15 protein-coding genes and 2 pseudogenes are annotated in these 18,299 nt (G+C 43.3%); 11 read left to right on the forward strand and 6 right to left on the reverse strand.

Annotated features, from left to right (window positions below):
• The first annotated feature begins 27 nt into the window (after window positions 1-27).
• Window positions 28-693: an O-methyltransferase gene (locus HWQ42_RS13450; protein WP_292812742.1), complete on the forward strand. Its 666-nt coding sequence runs from the start codon at window positions 28-30 to the stop codon at window positions 691-693.
• Here the strand turns inward: HWQ42_RS13450 and HWQ42_RS13455 are convergent.
• Window positions 690-3,377: a PAS domain S-box protein gene (locus tag HWQ42_RS13455; protein ID WP_292812745.1), complete on the reverse strand. Its 2,688-nt coding sequence runs from the start codon at window positions 3,375-3,377 to the stop codon at window positions 690-692. The genes HWQ42_RS13450 and HWQ42_RS13455 overlap by 4 nt on opposite strands.
• A gap of 776 nt (window positions 3,378-4,153) precedes the next feature.
• On the opposite strand from HWQ42_RS13455, the gene HWQ42_RS13460 reads away from it, so the two are divergent.
• From HWQ42_RS13460 to HWQ42_RS13480, 5 genes are all read left to right on the forward strand, one after another.
• A complete protein-coding gene (locus tag HWQ42_RS13460) occupies window positions 4,154-5,758 on the forward strand; it encodes a DEAD/DEAH box helicase family protein (protein ID WP_292813039.1) in 1,605 nt (534 codons plus the stop codon).
• Window positions 5,688-6,902: a DUF790 family protein gene (locus HWQ42_RS13465; protein WP_292812747.1), complete on the forward strand. Its 1,215-nt coding sequence runs from the start codon at window positions 5,688-5,690 to the stop codon at window positions 6,900-6,902. Before HWQ42_RS13460 ends, HWQ42_RS13465 begins: the two co-directional genes overlap by 71 nt.
• 15 nt (window positions 6,903-6,917) lie before the next feature.
• Window positions 6,918-7,160 (forward strand): hypothetical protein, encoded by a 243-nt coding sequence (locus HWQ42_RS13470; RefSeq protein ID WP_292731225.1) that lies wholly within the window; start codon window positions 6,918-6,920, stop codon window positions 7,158-7,160.
• Window positions 7,161-7,254: 94 nt separating this feature from the next.
• On the forward strand, window positions 7,255-7,491 hold the full coding sequence (locus tag HWQ42_RS13475; protein ID WP_229497759.1) for a hypothetical protein: 237 nt from the start codon (window positions 7,255-7,257) through the stop codon (window positions 7,489-7,491).
• Window positions 7,478-7,921, forward strand: a complete 444-nt coding sequence (locus HWQ42_RS13480) for a type II toxin-antitoxin system VapC family toxin (protein ID WP_292812752.1) — start codon at window positions 7,478-7,480, stop codon at window positions 7,919-7,921. The genes HWQ42_RS13475 and HWQ42_RS13480 overlap by 14 nt, the downstream gene beginning before the upstream one ends.
• Window positions 7,922-8,191: 270 nt before the next feature.
• On the opposite strand, the gene HWQ42_RS13485 is transcribed toward HWQ42_RS13480, so the two are convergent.
• Window positions 8,192-8,881, reverse strand: a complete 690-nt coding sequence (locus HWQ42_RS13485; RefSeq protein ID WP_292812754.1) for a PD-(D/E)XK nuclease family protein — start codon at window positions 8,879-8,881, stop codon at window positions 8,192-8,194.
• Between the two features lie 189 nt (window positions 8,882-9,070).
• Between HWQ42_RS13485 and HWQ42_RS13490 the strand changes: the two genes are divergently transcribed.
• The gene (locus tag HWQ42_RS13490; protein WP_292812756.1) at window positions 9,071-9,490 is read left to right on the forward strand and encodes a hypothetical protein; all 420 of its coding nucleotides are present in this window, start codon (window positions 9,071-9,073) and stop codon (window positions 9,488-9,490) included.
• 75 nt (window positions 9,491-9,565) lie between these two features.
• On the forward strand, window positions 9,566-11,767 hold the full coding sequence (locus HWQ42_RS13495) for a tetratricopeptide repeat protein (RefSeq protein ID WP_292812759.1): 2,202 nt from the start codon (window positions 9,566-9,568) through the stop codon (window positions 11,765-11,767).
• Between the two features lie 89 nt (window positions 11,768-11,856).
• Here HWQ42_RS13495 and HWQ42_RS13500 read toward each other — a convergent pair whose 3' ends face one another.
• Window positions 11,857-12,084: a DUF433 domain-containing protein gene (locus HWQ42_RS13500; protein WP_292812761.1), complete on the reverse strand. Its 228-nt coding sequence runs from the start codon at window positions 12,082-12,084 to the stop codon at window positions 11,857-11,859.
• Between the two features lie 609 nt (window positions 12,085-12,693).
• Here HWQ42_RS13500 and HWQ42_RS35540 point away from each other — a divergent pair.
• Window positions 12,694-12,813 (forward strand): annotated as a pseudogene (locus HWQ42_RS35540) (oxidoreductase); the annotation flags it as partial.
• A gap of 61 nt (window positions 12,814-12,874) precedes the next feature.
• A pseudogene (locus HWQ42_RS35545) lies at window positions 12,875-13,024 on the forward strand (oleate hydratase); the annotation flags it as partial.
• On the opposite strand, the gene HWQ42_RS35550 reads toward HWQ42_RS35545, so the two are convergent.
• A complete protein-coding gene (locus HWQ42_RS35550) occupies window positions 12,978-13,253 on the reverse strand; it encodes a pentapeptide repeat-containing protein (protein WP_367119055.1) in 276 nt (91 codons plus the stop codon). The pseudogene HWQ42_RS35545 and the gene HWQ42_RS35550 sit on opposite strands and share 47 nt — an antisense overlap.
• 565 nt (window positions 13,254-13,818) lie before the next feature.
• Window positions 13,819-16,272 (reverse strand): ATP-dependent Clp protease ATP-binding subunit, encoded by a 2,454-nt coding sequence (locus HWQ42_RS13510; protein ID WP_292730781.1) that lies wholly within the window; start codon window positions 16,270-16,272, stop codon window positions 13,819-13,821.
• 308 nt (window positions 16,273-16,580) lie between these two features.
• On the opposite strand from HWQ42_RS13510, the gene HWQ42_RS13515 reads away from it, so the two are divergent.
• Complete coding sequence (locus HWQ42_RS13515) at window positions 16,581-16,877, forward strand: DUF3288 family protein (protein ID WP_069070021.1); 297 nt, start codon at window positions 16,581-16,583, stop codon at window positions 16,875-16,877.
• Between the two features lie 507 nt (window positions 16,878-17,384).
• Here the strand turns inward: HWQ42_RS13515 and HWQ42_RS13520 are convergent.
• On the reverse strand, window positions 17,385-18,242 hold the full coding sequence (locus HWQ42_RS13520; RefSeq protein WP_292812765.1) for a neutral zinc metallopeptidase: 858 nt from the start codon (window positions 18,240-18,242) through the stop codon (window positions 17,385-17,387).
• Between the last annotated feature and the right edge of the window lie 57 nt (window positions 18,243-18,299).

The raw sequence follows: 18,299 nt of genomic DNA on the forward strand, positions 1-18,299 counted from the left end.
TATAGATGGGGTAAAAAACGAGAATCTATGACTCAAGAGCAATGGACTGCGGTCGATCGTTACTTTACCGATCTGCTAGTGCCGCCAGACCCCGCACTGGATAGAGCGCTCCAGACTAGCGCCGCCGCCGGATTACCGCCGCACAATGTTTCGCCGAACCAGGGCAAGCTGCTGCTGCTGTTGGCGCAAATTCAAAGAGCGCGAAGCATCCTGGAAATTGGCACACTGGGCGGCTACAGTACAATCTGGCTAGCGCGGGCGTTACCCAGCGATGGCCGTCTAATCACGCTGGAGGCAAACCCAAAGCACGCCGAAATTGCTCGTACCAATATCGCCCACGCTGGTCTGTCCGATATTGTTGATCTCCGGCTTGGACAGGCACTCTCTACGCTGCCACAGATTGCCGCCGAAGGTCATGGCCCATTTGATCTGATCTTCATTGATGCTAACAAGCCAAGCAATCCCGAATACTTCGCGTGGGCGCTCCAGCTTTCCCGTCGCGGTAGCCTGATCGTTGCTGATAATGTTGTGCGTAACGGAGCAGTGATTGATGCCAATAGCAACGATCCTAGCGTCCAGGGGGTGCGTCGCTTCAACGAATTGCTTGCTTCTGAGCCGCGTGTCAGTGCTACGGCAATCCAGACTGTGGGTAGCAAAGGATACGACGGCTTTGCGATCGCGATCGTCATTTAAAGGTCTTTCATTGGCAGACTGACAACGAATGTCGCCCCCTGTCCAATTCCTGGACTTTCGGCCGAGACTGTGCCACCGTGTAATTCTACCAAGTGACGGACGATCGCTAACCCTAATCCTAGTCCGCCATGCGATCGCGTGCTGGAACTGTCAGCTTGACGAAAACGTTCAAATACATGGGGTAGAAATTCGGCAGCAATTCCTGCTCCCGTATCACTCACCCGAATTTGCACGCAAGATTCAATGCACTCTAATTGCACATCAACTCTGCCGCCCTTGGGTGTAAACTTGACGGCATTGGAGAGCAAATTCCACACAACCTGTTGCAAACGGTTGGCATCGCCCACAACTACCTCTACTTTTGGGTCGAATCTACACTTAATACTAATCTCTTTAGCCTGGGCTGCTGGGTACACAGTATCGATTGCCGCTTCTACAAGTGGTATAATTTCTACCCGCTCCGTACTTAAATGAAGTGTGCCTCTAATAATACGTGACACATCAAGAACATCTTCAATTAGTTGTGTCAGGGATCTAGTATTACGTTCAATTGTCTCTAGTGCGCGGCCAGTAGTAGCTTGATCGAATTTGCGCGTTCTAAGTAGCTGTGTCCAGCCTAGTATAGCGTTGAGCGGTGTACGGAGTTCGTGGGAGAGTGTGGCGAGAAACTCATCCTTCATGCGGTTTGCAGTTTCGGCATCGGCGCGTGCTGCTTGTTCGCGTTTAAGCAGTTCTTCGCGTTCTTGCTCTGCTTGCTTGCGATCGCTAATATCAATCATGAATCCATGCAGTAGCTGTGGCCCATTTTCATCCCGCACCACATTTACAATGTCATACAGCCAAACAACTCTGCCATCAGCAGCCAACATTCTGTATTCAAATTCATAATTATTTAGTGATAGAGAAGATTCTTGGCAATACTGAATAGCCCACTCCCGATCTTCTGGATGCATATTTTTTGCCCAGAAATTATCGGTGTACCAGTCTGACAATGGATAGCCAAGAATCTCAACAGTTTGTGGCCCTACATAAGTAAAATTCCCAGTAGTGGCATTTACCTCCCAAGGAATCACACGGACTTTTTCCGTGAGTGTCTTTAAACGTTTCTCGCTTTGTTTGAGAGATGCTTCTGCTAACTTATGAAGTGTAATATCTGTGATTAGGGCAACAAATCCTTCAACTTTTCCCTGGTGACTGAACTGGGGAACGTAAGTAATATTTAGGTAATGGTTTGTGCCATCTTTATCGGGTACTTGGGTTTCGTAAGTTACTTTTTCTCCTGAAAGTACCGCTTCTATATAAGGAAGAATTGACTGATAAACAGATTCTCCGACAATTTCTCTAATGTGTTTACCATAAATTTCGGAAGTAGGAAGCCCAAACCAGTCTTCATATTCTTTATTATTAAAGCGATAACGCTGCTGACTATCAACATAAGAAATCTTGGCGGGCACAGCATTGGTAATTAGACGCAGTTCATCTTCTCGTTGACGGAGTGCTGCTTCTGCTTGCTTGTGTTCTGTGATGTCGCGTTGAGTTCCCCACGCTCTAACTAAAAGGCCATTTTCGACAATTCCCACCAGATTATTCAAAAAATATTTGGAATTACCTTGCTTATCTATTTCATGGGACTCGGCATCTATTAGTCGGTAGTTAGAACGTATAAAGTTACGCAGGTATGCAATATTATGTGGATCGGAGGCAACAAGAAAGTCTCCTAATCTGACACCGATAATTTCTTCGGCACGAGAACAGCCATACATCTGTGCCATAACATTGTTGCATTCTGCCAGGTAAACATATTGGTAAAAATGTTGAATTTGTTCATCTTCTGGACAATCTGCTGAAATTGGTACTTCCAGTTCGATGCACCAAATACCTTCTGAACTCTGCTCTAAAAAAGTGCGGTAGCGTTCTTCGCTTTTGGCAAGGGCGAGTTCTACTTGTTTGCGTTTGCTTAAATCAATCACAAAAGAAATAATATCATTTTGGTTATTTTCTAACAAAGCAGAACCTAACAGGATGGGAACGCGACTACCATCTTTGCGGATGTATTCGTTCTCAAAAGACTGACACACGCCTTTAGTTGTGAGTTCTGCAATCGCACTATTGTTAGCTTCAATATATTCTGGTGCTATCATATCGCGCCATCGAACTTGTCCTGCTAGCAAATCCTCCTGCGAATAACCTACCATTCGTAAAAAAGCATCATTAGCCTCTGCGTAGGCGTAGCCCGCCTTCGGCATCGCCCCGTCCATTTTGGCTACAATTACCCCAATAATGTTGGACTCTACCAACCTTCTAAATTTTGTCTCGCTCAACTGTAGTTTCTGCAAACTCATTTGAAGATGTTGTTTGGCAGTGCGTAATTCTAAGTTCAGCAAGTTAATAATTGTTGTCACCAGCACAAACAAGTCTAAACGCAGTATATTGTCTAGACTGGCAACCAAGAGCGAAAATACTGGTTCTAAGAAAAAGTAGCTGACGGCTAAAGTAGACAAAGCAGTAGCCAGTAACCCTGCTTCCATGCCACCATACCAGGCACTAACCGCCACGGCAGCAAAAAATAGTAGGAAAATACTTGGTTTCAGTAGTGGCTGTAGCAATAGTGTTAATAGCAATACGCTACCAACAGCCAATAGTGCCACAGCATAAGGTGCTAGAAGGGAACGTGTTCCTCTCAATGTGGCTTCTCCTTTTATGCAGCTAGCTAAAGGATTATTCCCAAAATTAGCCAGAAAATGTGAAGCGTTAGCGAGTCTTCTCCCAAGGGAGACGCCAAGGGCGTTAGCGAGTCATCGAGCGTCACAGCCCGTCGTAGAAATCGCTCAACACCTAATTATGATCGGAAAAATACATACCCAAGAAGTTACTTGCTGCTAATCTATCTAAAGTAGTAAATCTTAGATTTAACAAAGGTTCAAGAATCTGATAATTATCGCTCTAATTATATATGTTTTATTTTTGAGCTTCTATCAAACAGTAGAGATTTATTAAGAAGAATTCAGAACTCAGTAGTCGGATTATGCAAGTCCAAAAAAATATAATCCTTGATAGGAGTTTTGCATAAGCCCCAACAAATAAGAGTAAATAATTCTACTACAATCAAAATTTTGAATGCGTATATTCTTATCTTCTAGATGTGAATTTACCCAAAGAAAAAAGCAATTAAAGTTAAGCCAGCTATTAATATAATCTACACCTGTAATTGCAACCGTTTCAGCAAAAAGCTCTGTCGCTATTCTTTGTAGGATTCGGACAGGTTATTGTTGGTTTGCCGATGGGACATTCAGTGACTAATGAGCGCATCTAATTAGGTTTTGTCGGAATCAGTTTGATGAATCATGCACTTTTTGCGTTATTAGTAATCAATAGACTAGGGAATGGGGCATGGCGAATGGAAAAATTACCAATGCCCAATGCCCAATGCCCAATGCCCAATGCCCAATGCCCAATACTCATGGCTCGTACCCCTACATTAAATTTTGATCGTGGCACATTAATTTTGCATCCACCACCACGCGGCAAAGGTTGGATGGATTATGCTACGTGGGATGATAGAGTTGAAAAATTCCGCATTCCAGCAATTAGATATCGATCGCTAGTGGAAGCACTACAAGCGGAAGATGTGAATTTTATCGATGAGGCCAAGCAATTTTATCCTATAGATTTGGTTCCCACCCTGGAAATGGAACCCTATCCCCACCAAACTGAGGCGTTAGCGGCTTGGAAACTGGCGGGTAGACAAGGAGTCGTTGTGCTTCCCACGGCGGCGGGAAAGACTTATTTAGCGCAAATGGCGATGCAATCAACGCCACGCACGACGCTGATTGTAGTCCCAACTTTGGATTTGATGCATCAGTGGTATGCACATTTAGTAGCGGCTTTCCCCGATGCGGAGGTGGGATTGCTGGGAGGTGGTTCGCGGGATAGAACGGCAATTCTCGTTGCAACTTATGATAGTGCGGCAATTCACGCCGAAACGTTGGGAAATCAATATGCGTTGATTGTTTTTGATGAATGTCATCATTTACCCACAGATTTTAATCGGGTAATTGCCGAATATGCGATCGCACCTTATCGTCTGGGACTCTCAGCGACACCGGAAAGGACTGATGGTAAACACGCTGATTTAAATATCCTCATTGGTCAAGAAGTATATCGCAAACGCGCTGAAGATTTGGCTGGGAAGGCGTTAGCAGAGCATGAAATTGTCCAAATTAAGGTAAAGTTATCGCAACTTGAACGCGAAAGATATAACCAATTAATTCAAACTCGCAATGACTTTTTGAAACAATCGAAAATTTCTTTGGGGAGTTTGCAAGGTTGGCAAATGTTCGTGCAAATGAGCGCGCGATCGCAATCTGGACGTAGGGCGATGTTAGCGCACCGGGAAGCGAAAGATATCGCTTTGGGTACTGATGGAAAGTTGCGAATTTTGATTGATTTATTGGCAGAACATTATCCGGCGAGAATTTTGATTTTTACTGCTGATAATACAACGGTTTATCGCATTTCTCAAGAGTTGCTAATTCCGGCAATTACTCATCAAACTCCTGTGAAAGAACGGCATGAGATATTAACAAAGTTTCGAGAGGGTAAATATAATACTTTGGTTGCTTCTCATGTGTTGAATGAAGGGGTTGATGTGCCGGCGGCAACTGTTGCAATTATTTTATCGGGGACGGGTTCGGCTAGGGAGTATACTCAGCGCTTGGGGAGGATTTTACGGAAGGGGAATATTGAGAATAAGCAGGCGATTTTATATGAGGTGGTGGCGGAGGATACGAGTGAGGAAGGGACTTCGGCTAGGCGGAGAGGGGAGAGGAAAGACGAACCGCCAAGACGCGGAGGACGCAGAGAGGAAGAGGAGAGGAAAGGGAAGTTACAGGTTGTGTATGGGAGTGGGAAGGAAAGGAGTTTGAAGGCGGCGGAACAGTTAGAAATTAATTATTCAACCGGAAGTCCAAAATCTAAAATCCAAAATTCAGCAGATGTTACCGACAGACTTACTGATGCATCGCCAAAACGGGGAGGAGATCATTCCGAAGAGACTGAAGATTGATCAAAAGACTTCAGAGTTGGCGATTGAGTTAATTAATTATTTTCAATCAGCAGTGGGGAAGACTCAAGGTGTGCTTGAGCGACAACTGACTGATTTTGAAGGAGATTCTACAGATTATCGGGTGAAGCGGGGATTAGCTTATATTCTCAAAAGCAGTTTTTGCACTTTTGAGGTGGTTAGTCCTTTGGAACCACAGATGTTAAGAGAACGGGTATTTTCGTTGGCTGCAAAGTCGGTTTCTAGTCGGGAATCAACACAAGTTACTCTGAGTAAAATTGCTGATGAATTAACTCAAGAACTTGAGCGAGAAGTTTTATTAGAACAGGTTCGGAATGGATTATACGCTGATTTATCTGAAAATAAAATTTTGACTGTTTTTGATGCACCAATAGCACCAGATTTATTAAATAGATATAACTTATCTCAGGTGCAGGGTGTATTCTATAAGGCCAGTCAACTGGTGTTAAATGCTCATCGGAATGTTCCGGGAGAATATAAGCTGTTATTTCGCTATTTAAAGTTGTTTCAATTGATGGCTTATATTGAAGGTGATGCTGACCACGGGTTTACAATTACCATTGATGGTCCGACGAGTTTATTTAATCCTAGTACGCGATATGGGTTAGCGATCGCTAAACTTATTCCGGCTTTACTTCACGTTACTAAATGGAGTCTTTCGTCGATTCTCCAAACCCGTGATGCTTATACAAATACTTGGAAAACTGGACGTTTTACTCTCAATTCTGAATGTGGTTTGGTATCCCATTATCCACCAGGAAAGCCCTACGATAGTATGTTAGAAGCATCCTTTGCTGATAAATGGGATGCATTGAAAAGTGGTTGGGCATTAGAGCGAGAAGTTGATTTGATACCGATTCCTGGTAGTGTGATGATTCCCGATTTTCGCTTAGTTCATGCTGATGGACGCACCTTTTTATTAGAAATTGTTGGTTATTGGCGACCAGAATATTTACAAAAAAAGTTTTCTCAGGTGCGACGGGCTGGACGTGATGACTTAATTTTGGCAATTTCCGAGCGACTTAATTTAGAAAAAGCGGGAGTAAAATTAAATGATGTCCCCGCCAGAATTGTTTGGTTTAAAGATAAGTTATTGCCGAAAGCTGTGTTAGCTGTAATGGATTGATTAAGGAGGAATAAGATGAAAAGTATAGAAACAATTGCCACAGTTACCAAAGATGGTAAGATTACAGCCCAATTACCATTGGATATTCCAGAGGGTGAGCATCAGGTGGTGATAGTAATTGATGAAAAGCCTGTGGTAGAGAAACCAGAGAGCAAACAAAAGCGTCCTCCTCTAAACTTCCCTGTAGATAATTATGGTTATTGGCCTGAGAATCTTTCTTTAAGACGTGAGGATATGTATGGTGATTGGGGGCGGTGATCCTGTTTTTCTAGACACGAACATCTTAGTGTATGCAAATGTGTCTGAATATCGCTTTTACCAACTAGTGATGTATTAATCTAATAGAAATACTATGAAAACTATAGAAACAATTGCCACAGTTACAAAAGATGGTAAAATTACAGCGCAGTTACCATTGGATATTCCAGAAGGTGAACATCAGGTGGTAATAGTAATTGATGAAAAGCTTTTGACTGAGGAAACGGAGAAGAAAGAAAAGAAAGCGCCTCTCAAATTTTCCGCCTATCCTGTAGGATTAGTCTCGGAAAGTTTAACTTTCCGCAGAGAAGACCTTTATGCAAACGACTAATAACTCTGTATTCATCGATACAAATATTTTAGTTTATGCAAATCTAGCCTTGTCGCCATTTCATGTACAAGCGACAGAACGACTGCAAGCACTTGCGGAACAAGGTATTGATTTATGGATTAGTCGCCAAACTTTAAGAGAATATTTGGCAGCAATGACAAGACGAGGCGACTTAACCGGGAATATTCCTATTACATCTTTAGTGACAGATGTACGGTATTTTGCTAGTTATTTTCGCTTGCTTGAAGATAATTTGCTAGTGACAGAAAGGTTACTCACACTCATGGAGGAAATTCCTAGCGGTGGTAAGCAAGTTCATGATGCAAATATCGTCGCTACAATGCTAATTTATGGTATTCCTCAATTACTCACTCACAACATAGGCGATTTTGCAAGATTTTCTCGGTTAATTACTGTCTTGCCGTTATAAGGTTAACGCCGTGTGCGACTTTATCTCAAACCTAACCCCCAACCCCTTCCCTACTAGCGTTGGGGAGCAAGAATCAAAGTCTCTCGACCTTTCGGGGAGAAGAATGGAAGTGCAATACGCTTGGGTTAAGCATTTCTTCCTTCTCTTTGCGTCCTTGGCGTCCTTGGCGGTTCGTTAAAAAAATTGACTTTGACAAACGATTTTAGCCTTAACTGAACCGTATTGAATGGAATTAGGGTTCCAATTTCGTTAATTATGCAATCCTACTGACTAACCCCAAACGCTTCTGCGTTCCCAAAACTGGGCGACTCTTTTTTCCCACTGCTCCCAATAATCTTTGATAACTGCTGATTCAAACCAAAATACCTCTGCTGGCATTTCTGGAATCGCTATTACTAACAGAGCGTGCTTTAGCTGAATACCGTAATCTTGATAATATTCGTTAGCTGCTCCTATGTATGCCGTAAGTTGCAGTGGATGTTCATATAAATGCTCAATTGAACCTTTGGGTTTGTCTGCTGTTTTCCACTCGCAAATACAGGGAATACCTTGATAGCTGGCAATACAATCAACTTTGCCAGAATAACTCAAATCATGATGAAAAACTGAGCTTTCCACAAGTCTAACTGTGTCGATTTTTTCTAAAACTGGCCTGATACTCTCCCAATAAGGGCGACTCGCTTCGGGACAAACTGGGTTTTGTCCAAGGAGGTAGCGCTCAATTTGCTTGTGTGTTTGGGTTCCCCGCCGGCTAGCAGTTGTAGTAATGCGGGTAGCTTCTTCTGTTCCAACACGCGCTTTCCAGTTTAATAATCTGTCTCGGTCTGCTTGTGATTTGGTGGCATTAAGTATTGTAGTAACGCTAGGGAAGCGATTTCCTTTGGCATCTACATAATATTGTTTACCATTTTCTCTTTTGGCTGTGGCATTAATGCGTGGTAGCAGTTGGGTATCATGCATCAGTTGGTATGTTGACTTTGAGATTCCCTCAAGAAGGAAAGTGAATAAAACCCCATTCCATTGTAAGAAATAGGGCTGCGGTAGGGGTTTGTTACAGTGCTTATTAGCTAAATATGTGTGATATATTTCCGAAATAGACAGAACTGCATTTGTATTTCCCAGTGGGATGTCATATTTTATTACTAAATTATGGAACCTGTAACATTAACAGCAGTTGCAACTGCGATCGCTACTATAGTTTTAACTAAAGCTCTAGAAAAAACTGGCGAAAAGCTTGGGGAAGCTGCATTAGACAAAAGTCGCGAGTTAATCGAACAGCTACATAATAAAAATAAGTTACCTTTGCTAGCGGATGCAACACAGCAGCCGTTAGATTATGGCAAAGCAGTGCTGGAGTTAAAAGCAGCAGCAGATGCAGATAGTGAAATTGCTCAATCAGTGCGGGAAGTCGAAGCAGCAGCAAATGCTAATCCCCAAGCGCCGAAAGTCCAGGCGTTAGCAAATGACCTAAACTCGCAACCAGCAGGTATTATTAATTCTACAAAGTTAGCTGACTCTATTAAAAACGTCTTTCAGGGAAATACTTTCACTGGTACTAATAACTTCTGACTGTACCCGCCTGTTGGGGAACAGGTAAAGTTAAATCCTTCTACTGAAACACCGCAAAATTTACCCCTGAGTGGAGTGGTGAAGTTTGTCGGGCGTGAAACTGAATTGCAAAACCTGCATGAGATGTTGCAGGAAAATAATCAGGTGGTAATTGCTGCGATCGCTGGCATGGTTGGACTGGGTAAAACAGAACTGGCCTTACAATATGCGATCGCTCACCGTGAAAACTACAAAGGTGGAATTTGCTGGTTGCTGGCAAAGGCTGGAGATGTGGGCATTCAAATTGTGCAGTTTGCCAGAACTCACCTTGACTTAAACCCACCACAATATCTTGATGGAGACTTACTCAGTCAAGTGAAATACTGCTGGCAGCACTGGCATGAAGGTAATGTACTGGTAGTAGTGGATGATCTCAATGATTACTCCAAAGTTGAGACATATTTACTACCGCAACTACCCCGTTTTAAAGTGCTGATTACGACGCGATTACAGTTAGACTTTCCCCAGTCCTTTACTCTAAATGTTTTGGGTGAGTCTTCAGCCGTGGAAGTTTTACAAGCCTGGGTGGGAGAAAAAGTAACACAGGAATCAGCAGCAGCAAAAAAACTCTCTGAACGTTTAGGTTATTTACCTTTGGCTCTGAACTTGGTAGGAAGGTATATTAAAAAGCGGAGAATCTCTCTGGCGGAAATGGTACAACGGTTGGACGCAAAAGGGAAAGCGTTAAGTCATCAGGCTTTGGCGCTGGATGAAAAAGATCGCACTTGCACATTAAATGTTAAGCGGGGTGTAATTACAGCTTTTGAGTTAAGTTGGGAAGAATTAAGTAATGATGCCAAGGAGTTAGGTGTTTTACTGAGTTTATTTGCTTTAGCTCCTATTCCCTGGCTACTAGTGGAAAATGTAGAAACCGGAAAAGATGCTGAACAGTTGGAGGATAGCAGAGTTGAGTTAGAGAGTTTACATCTGCTTCAAGGTGAGGACAGCTACCAACTACATCAACTCATTCGAGAATTTTTTCAACTTAAGCAGGCTGAGTTCAATCAGGTAGAGGAATTTAAGCGATCGCTTTGTCGGGTAATGGTAGCGATCGCCAAGGAGATTCCTGATTACCCCACCTTTAAGCAAGTGACTGCTGTTTCTCAGGCTATACCTCATTTAGCTGAGGTAGCAAAAAATCTTACTCAATATCTTAGCAATGATGATTTACTTTGCTCTTTCGTTGGTAACGCTTTATTTTACGATGGTCAGGGTTTGTATGATCAAGCTTTACCTTGGTATAAGCAGTGTGTAGAAGTTACTCAAAAGCGCTTGGGAGAAGAACATTTAGATTTTGCCAGTAGCCTCAACAACCTGGGGTGTCTCTACCGTTCCCAAGGAAAATACAGCAAAGCCGAACCTCTTCTTCAACAAGCCTTAAAACTCACTCGTTGCCTGTTGGGAGAGGAACATTTAGAAGTTGCTACTAGCCTCAACAATCTAGCGTATCTCTACCACTGCCAAGGAAAATACAGCGAAGCCGAACCCCTATACCTGCAAACTTTAAAACTTAGGCGTCGTCTGCTGGGAGAGGAACATTTAGAAGTTGCTACTAGCCTCAACAACCTAGCGTATCTCTACAACTCCCAAGGAAGATATATTGAAGCCGAACCCCTATACTTGCAAGCTTTAGAAATATGGCGTCGCCTGCTGGGAGAGGAACATCCACATATTGCTACTAGCCTCAACAACTTGGCGTTACTCTACGAATCTCAAGGAAGATATAGCAAAGCCGAACCCCTTTTCCAGCAAGCTTTAAAACTCAGATGTCACTTACTGGGAGAAGAACATTCACATATTGCACAAAGCCTCAACAACTTAGCCTTACTTTACGAATCTCAAGGAAGATACAGTGAAGCCGAGACCCTGTATCAGCAAGCATTGACGCTCATGAGACGTGTACTAGGAGAGGAACATCCAGATGTTGCTACTAGCCTTAGCAACCTGGCATTACTCTACTACTATCAAGAACAGTACAGCGAATCTGAACACCTGTACCTGCAAGCTTTGGAACTATGGCGTCGCCTCGTAGGAGAGGAACATCCTAATTTTGCCCTTAGCCTCAACAACCTAGCGGGACTCTACGAATCTCAAGGAAGATATAGTGAAGCTGAACCCTTTTATTTGCAAGCTGTGGAGATTTTTGAGCAAATATTAGGAATAAATCATCCTCACACTATGAAGTGTCATGAAAATCTGGCAAATCTTCGCGATCGCTTCCCCCCAAATCCAGAATAAGCTAGTTTTGTGCAAAACTTACCGTGATAAAACTGAAAAGAGCGATCGCTCAAACTCGGACTTTCATGTTCTGAGGTGAAATGATGAGGTTAAGCACTGAAGGTATAAACCCGTTCTTGAGTCAACCATGCTGCATAAAGAAGAGATTGACGAATATCTTCTGCTTCTAAATCAGGATATTCTTCTAAAATTTCTTCTATAGGCTTTCCATGAGCTACCAAATTTACCACTAAAGAAACTGGAATCCGCATCCCGCGAATGCAAGCTTTTCCAGCCATAATGCTAGGGTCAAATGTAATTCTCTCCAGACCTAACATAAACGATCACTCCAAAATCTTTTTCATCGCTCTGAGGTGCAATGATGATATTGTAAAGCCTAGCGCTCTATTTTTGATTGTAAACCCATAAGCGATCGCCTTTTAGATAAAACTGAAAAGGGCGTTAGCGTTCGCGAAGCCTCTCGAAGAGAAGCTTACTGTTCGCGTAGTGTTCCGAAGGAAAGGTATCGCCTAAACTAAAATTCATATTGAACTAAGTAAAAATGTCATTCAACTTACTTAAAATGAGCTTTTACTTTCTCAAAAGCAGCTTTTACTTATTCAAACCCCAGTTTGCTTTCTCATTTCGGTGTTTTCCGCAAGCAAAATAAGCTTTTACTTATTCAAACCCCAGTTTGCTTTCTCATTTTGGTGTTTTCCGCAAGCAAAATGAGCTTTGACTTACTCAAAAGAAGCTTTTGCTTTCTCAAACCTGAGTTTGCTTTCTCATTTTAGTGTTTTCCGCAAGCAAAATAAGCTTTTACTTATTCAAACCCCAGTTTGCTTACGTATTTGAGTAATTCACGCATTTATTTTGGTATATCATTAGCCGAAAGCTGGCGTAGGCGTAGCCCGTCGGAGACATTACTCTAGAAAACAAGTGTAAATCGACAAGCGATCGCTATTGATGCAGATGCCATTGCCCGTGCGATCGCATACACTATTGAACAGCCCAGTGATGTTGATGTGAATGAAATCCTTATCCGTCCAACACGTCAAGAACTTTAGATTTAGGCTGACAAAAGAAGTAAGACACGATTAAAGCAAACTTGTCAGGGAGTTAATTGACATGGTTAAGGAATCTAATGCTTATCTGTTAGGTGGTGGTATCGGCTCTTTGGCAGCCGCCGCCTTCATGATTCGCGACGGCAGACTCCCTAGCGGAAATATTTTTATCCTAGAAGCAAAGCCCCTCCTGGGCGGAAGTATGGATGGAACCGGGAATCCTGGTGAAACAGTTGAGCCTGAAACAGTTGAGCCTGAAACAGTTGAGCCTGAAACAGTTGAGCCTGAGACAGTTGAGCCTGAGACAGTTGAGCCTGAGACAGTTGAGCCTGAAACAGTTGAGCCTGAAACAGTTGAGCCTGAGACAGTTGAGCCTGAGACAGTTGAGCCTGAAACAGTTCCGTCTGAAACAGTTGAGCCTGAAACAGTTGAGCCTGAAACAGTTCCGTCTGAAAGTATTTCTGTTATTATCCCCACACCTGCAAAAAAGAGAAATGAGGGTAACTAGTATGAAATACCTTTACCAATTCAAAAAATGTTTACGACAGATAACCCCACCCACGCTGATCCGCACCCCAATACTTGTCGGTTAAGAGGAAAAGGGGAATGGGAAAAAGGAAAGAAAAAACCTTTAACCCTTACCCTTTAAGCTTTTCCCCAAACCAAATTCCAGTTTAAAATTCAAAACCCGATTAGTATTGACGCGCACCCTGCCTTATACCATTTTGGATTTTAGATTTTGGATTGTGAAACATGCATTGGATAAGTGTTTCAGTTTTCCATCTGTCGCAATCATTTTTCAAATTGGTATTAGCAAGGAGAGGGTAGGTGGGTATTGCCCACTCAAAAGGAATCGCATAAAAAAACCCCTAGTATTTCTACTAGAGGTGGAAAATATATACCATTTCACTTGATGTTTGTCTGAGATGACCCTATTTGTGCCTCTGCTCTACGCAAGAGGCTGGAGTGTTTCTCAAATATTACAGTAAAAAGCGATCGGGTATAAAATTAGCCAACATTTGCTAAGAGCAATTCTCGTTTTTCTGATTTTTTAACTCTCACTTGAGAGTCATCATCAACATCGATAAGCGCTGTGTCTCCATCTGTAATTTCACCAGACAGCATTGCTTCGGCTAGAGAATCTTCTAGGAGGCGCATAATTGCCCGACGTAATGGCCTAGCGCCGTAGCTAGGGTTATAGCCTTCTTGTACCACAAGCTCTTTGAAGCGATCGCTAACTTCTAGGATAATTCCCCTTTCTGTCAAGCGACTAGCAACATCGCGAAGCATAATTTCGGCGATTTGCTTAACTTCATCCTTGGAAAGCTGGGTGAAGACGATAATCTCATCAAGACGGTTAAGGAACTCAGGACGGAAGTAAGCTTTCAATTCCTCATTTACCAAGGTGCGGATGCGGTTATAACTAGCGTCGGCTTGAGTGTCGAAGTCAAAGCCTAAACCACTACCACCTTTTTCAATCACCTTGGAACCGATGTTAGAAGTCAAAATGATCAGCGTGTTCTTGAAGTCCACTTTCCGACCTTTGGCATCGGTAAGATGACCGTCATCCAAGAGTTGCAGCAACATATTGAATACATCGGGGTGCGCTTTTTCGATTTCGTCGAATAGCAGCACTGAGTAAGGTTTGCGCCGCACGGCTTCTGTAAGTTGTCCGCCTTCGTCGTATCCTACATAACCAGGAGGTGAACCAATTAGCTTGGCGACGGTATGGCTTTCCATGTATTCGGACATATCTAGCCGAATCATCGAATCTTCCGCACCAAAGAAGTAGGCAGCTAGTGCCTTCGCCAATTCTGTTTTACCAACTCCAGTAGGGCCAGAGAAGATAAAGCTAGCAATGGGACGATTGGGATTTTTTAAGCCAACGCGGGCGCGACGGATACCGCGAGATACAGCCGTGACTGCTTGCTCTTGCCCGATGAGGCGCTGATGCAGAGTGTCTTCTAGGTGTAGGAGCAGCTCTGACTCAGATTCAGTTAGCTTGTTGACTGGTACGCCAGTCCAAGAGGCAACAATTTGAGCGATGTCTTCTTCGTCAACTACAGTCGAGTTGACAGGTTGCTCGTTTGGTGTAAACGTTGCTTGCAGTTGTTCTGCGAGTTTTAACTCTTGGTCTCGTAGTTGTGTCGCTTTGTCAAAATCTTGGACTCTGACTGCTGCTTCTTTTTCTTTGGTAACGCCAGCGAGTTCACGCTTAAGTTCTTTATTGGGAGAACTTTGGGAGTTCCGCAGACGAACGCGAGAACCAGCTTCATCAATCAAGTCTATTGCCTTATCTGGCAAGAAGCGATCGCTAATATAGCGGTCTGATAATTCTGCGGCGGCGACAAGTGCCGCATCCAAAATTGTGACTTTGTGGTGTTGTTCATAAGCACCGCGCAAGCCGTAGAGAATTTGTACGGTTTCTTCTACCGATGGTTCCCCAACCTTAATCGGTTGGAAACGACGCTCTAGGGCAGCATCACGCTCAATATGCTTCCGATACTCATCGAGGGTAGTTGCGCCGATGCACTGGAGTTCACCGCGTGCTAAGGCAGGTTTAAGGATGTTGGCTGCATCCAAGCCACCTTCTGTACCACCAGCGCCAACTAAGGTGTGAATTTCGTCAATCACCAGGATAATATTGCCCACAGTGCGGACTTCTTCCACGACTTTTTTGATGCGTTCTTCAAAATCGCCACGGAAGCGAGTTCCAGCTACTAATGACCCCATATCAAGGCTGATAACTTGCTTGCCTTGTAAGCTTTCGGGAACATCCTGATTGATAATCCGTTGAGCTAGACCTTCGGCGATCGCAGTTTTACCAACTCCTGGTTCCCCAATCAACACTGGGTTATTCTTAGTGCGGCGACCGAGAATTTGGATTGCCCGCTCAATTTCCTTCTGGCGACCAACTACGGGGTCGAGTCTGCCTTCTTGGGCTAATTTGGTCAAATTTCTGCCAAACTCTTCCATTGTTAGCGGTTGGGTGCGCTTTTGATTACCACTACCAGCAAAAGCCGGTGCATTTTCACCCAAACGGCGAACTATCGCACTGCGGACACTCTTGAAGTCAACCCCTAGATTTTGCAGTACTTTGGCGGCGACACCTTCACCAGCCTCGGTTAATCCTAAGAGTAAGTGTTCAGTGTTAATGTAATTCTGTCCCAAACTATGAGCTTCTTTAAACGATTGCTCAAAGAGGCTTTTTACTTTAGGAGTAAAAGGAATTTCTGGTGGTACAAAGCCAGAACCCCTACCAATAATTTTTTCTACCTCGCGACGCGCGTCTTTGAGGGTAACGCCTAATTCAGCCAGCACTTTAGCAGCAACCCCAGTTCCTTCTCCCATCAAACCCAGGAGAATTTGTTCAGTTCCTACGAAATTGTGTCCCAGGCGACGTGCTTCCTCCTGAGCTAACATAATTACTCTAATGGCTTCGGAAGTGAAGTGTTCAAACATAATGGGTTCTTGCTCCCTCGCTGCTTGGACTTTGGGTGAGATAAAATTCACCCTCATCTAAAGTTTTTTGTATTTTCTTAAGGACTAATGTAACTTTATTTAAAGTTAAGTGGCAGTGGTGAGAGCCGTAAGACATCAGGTGTACTTGCCGTCTACTAGAAGTTCTGAGTGGAGTACGGGGAAAGCTAAAAGTTGCAAACTTGACAGTTAAGCTTTCGGTATTTGACAATTTTCTTTTGTCTGTCCTGTTTTCCATTGTCAGCTAAACTTAAAATTCAGGACTTAGCACTCTAAACTCAGGACTGACAATGACTGAAGCAACGGCCGGTAAAGACCAACAACATCCACTTTATAACCGCGATCGCCCCCTTATTGATATTTTACTCGCTCAAGAGGCGACAGACTATAACTTAGCAGAATTGGCTAGACTGCGAATGCGCTATCAAGGGTTTCCAGGGGCGAGAGACATCCAAAAAGACCTAGATAAAGTCTTGCAACAGTGGGGTTTGAGCGAGGCCGAGCTTTTTGAGAAAACTCGTCAAATTCACGATTTGGGTGGAATTTACAAAAGCCGTGGCAAGAAAGATGAACAGGATTGGAATTAGTTCTGGGGAATTGGGCATTGGGAATTGGGCATTGGGCATTAGTTATTCTTTTCCATTCCTAACTCCTGACTCAGCGCTGGAATCGCGTTGGCAAAGCCTGCCGTAGGCATCGCTAATTCTGTGCCTTTGCCTAATTCAGATGTCACTGTGAATTGTACACCATGTTTTTTTTATAATCTACCGGGAAATGGCTAATCATAAGGGAGTATTTTTACTTACTGGCTTGGTGATAAATAAATAGTCTAATAGTTTTTGGAATATTAAAATAAACCTTGCGATCGCTACCTCGTTTCCAGAACGACATGAGTTTAGACAAGTCTTTTTGGAAATAGTCTAAATCGATTGTGGCGATCGCTTCCTCAATTTCTGCTCCCCAATCAGGAAAGTTTTGCCAATAAAGCTCGATAGCTGCTAGAGAATCGTAAAACTTGAAATACAGCAGATTTCAACTTTGTTTGCCCAAATATAAAGCGTATTTTACTCCTGAATTCTGAATTCTGCTGTTTCTTAGGAATTTGTCTTGGCAAAAGTATTGCATTTTTGAGGATCGCCCGTTTGGATACCTTGTTTAAACCAACGAACCCTTTGGGCTGAACTACCATGTGTAAAAGATTCTGGCACAGCATAGCCTTTAGCTTGTTTTTGCAAGCGGTCATCCCCAATACTGCTAGCTGCGTTCAATGCTTCTTCAATATCACCTGTCTCCAGAATTTGCCGTGAGCGTTGAGCATGATTTGCCCAAACGCCTGCAAAACAGTCGGCTTGTAATTCTAATCGCACAGAAAGCTGATTTGCTTGCGTCTGACTCACTTGGTTCTGCAAGGTTTGAACTTGCTGCGAAATTTCAAGTAAATTTTGGACATGATGTCCAATTTCATGAGCAATCACGTATGCTTGAGCAAAATCTCCAGGTGCCTGATATTGAGTCTTCAAATCGCGGTAAAAACTCAAGTCAATATACACCTTTTGATCGCGCGGACAATAAAAAGGCCCAACTGCTGAACGTGCAAATCCACAAGCAGACTCCACCGCTCCTGAGTAAAGAACTAACTTTGGTTCTACATAAGTTTCTCCGTCTTGCCGAAACTGCTCACTCCATGTATCTTCTGTATCAGCCAGTACAACAGATACAAAATCCGCCATTTGATCTTGAGTTTGAGATCCTGTTGTTTGAGGTGACTCAGCTATCGGGCTATCACTTGGTGGGGAATCTTGTTGCCAAAGGGCACTGGGATCGCCACCCAATAGTAAAACCAGTAGCGATATGAGTGCTGCTCCTACACCTGCACCCACGACAGGAGCGGAAATCTTCATCCCACGCCGATCTTCAACATTTGTACTCCGACGACCTATTTGCCAACGCATAATTACTGCTTACCAAACTCATAAAAAAATACGGCTTGAACTAGTTAGGATGAAATC

The organism is Nostoc sp. JL23, assembly GCF_017115065.1.
In the GTDB taxonomy this organism is placed as follows: Bacteria; Cyanobacteriota; Cyanobacteriia; order Cyanobacteriales; family Nostocaceae; genus Nostoc; species Nostoc punctiforme_A.

Bases quoted from the DNA above. Each gene is read 5' to 3' on its own strand.
- HWQ42_RS13460 (WP_292813039.1), top strand. From the start codon at position 4,154: ATGGCTCGTACCCCTACATTAAATTTTGATCGTGGCACATTAATTTTG.
- HWQ42_RS13465 (WP_292812747.1), top strand. From the start codon at position 5,688: ATGTTACCGACAGACTTACTGATGCATCGCCAAAACGGGGAGGAGATC.
- HWQ42_RS13510 (WP_292730781.1), bottom strand. From the start codon at position 16,272: ATGTTTGAACACTTCACTTCCGAAGCCATTAGAGTAATTATGTTAGCT.
- HWQ42_RS13450 (WP_292812742.1), top strand. From the start codon at position 28: ATGACTCAAGAGCAATGGACTGCGGTCGATCGTTACTTTACCGATCTG.
- HWQ42_RS13470 (WP_292731225.1), top strand. From the start codon at position 6,918: ATGAAAAGTATAGAAACAATTGCCACAGTTACCAAAGATGGTAAGATT.
- HWQ42_RS13480 (WP_292812752.1), top strand. From the start codon at position 7,478: ATGCAAACGACTAATAACTCTGTATTCATCGATACAAATATTTTAGTT.
- HWQ42_RS13490 (WP_292812756.1), top strand. From the start codon at position 9,071: ATGGAACCTGTAACATTAACAGCAGTTGCAACTGCGATCGCTACTATA.
- HWQ42_RS13475 (WP_229497759.1), top strand. From the start codon at position 7,255: ATGAAAACTATAGAAACAATTGCCACAGTTACAAAAGATGGTAAAATT.
- HWQ42_RS13515 (WP_069070021.1), top strand. From the start codon at position 16,581: ATGACTGAAGCAACGGCCGGTAAAGACCAACAACATCCACTTTATAAC.
- HWQ42_RS13520 (WP_292812765.1), bottom strand. From the start codon at position 18,242: ATGCGTTGGCAAATAGGTCGTCGGAGTACAAATGTTGAAGATCGGCGT.
- HWQ42_RS13500 (WP_292812761.1), bottom strand. From the start codon at position 12,084: ATGTTAGGTCTGGAGAGAATTACATTTGACCCTAGCATTATGGCTGGA.
- HWQ42_RS13485 (WP_292812754.1), bottom strand. From the start codon at position 8,881: ATGCATGATACCCAACTGCTACCACGCATTAATGCCACAGCCAAAAGA.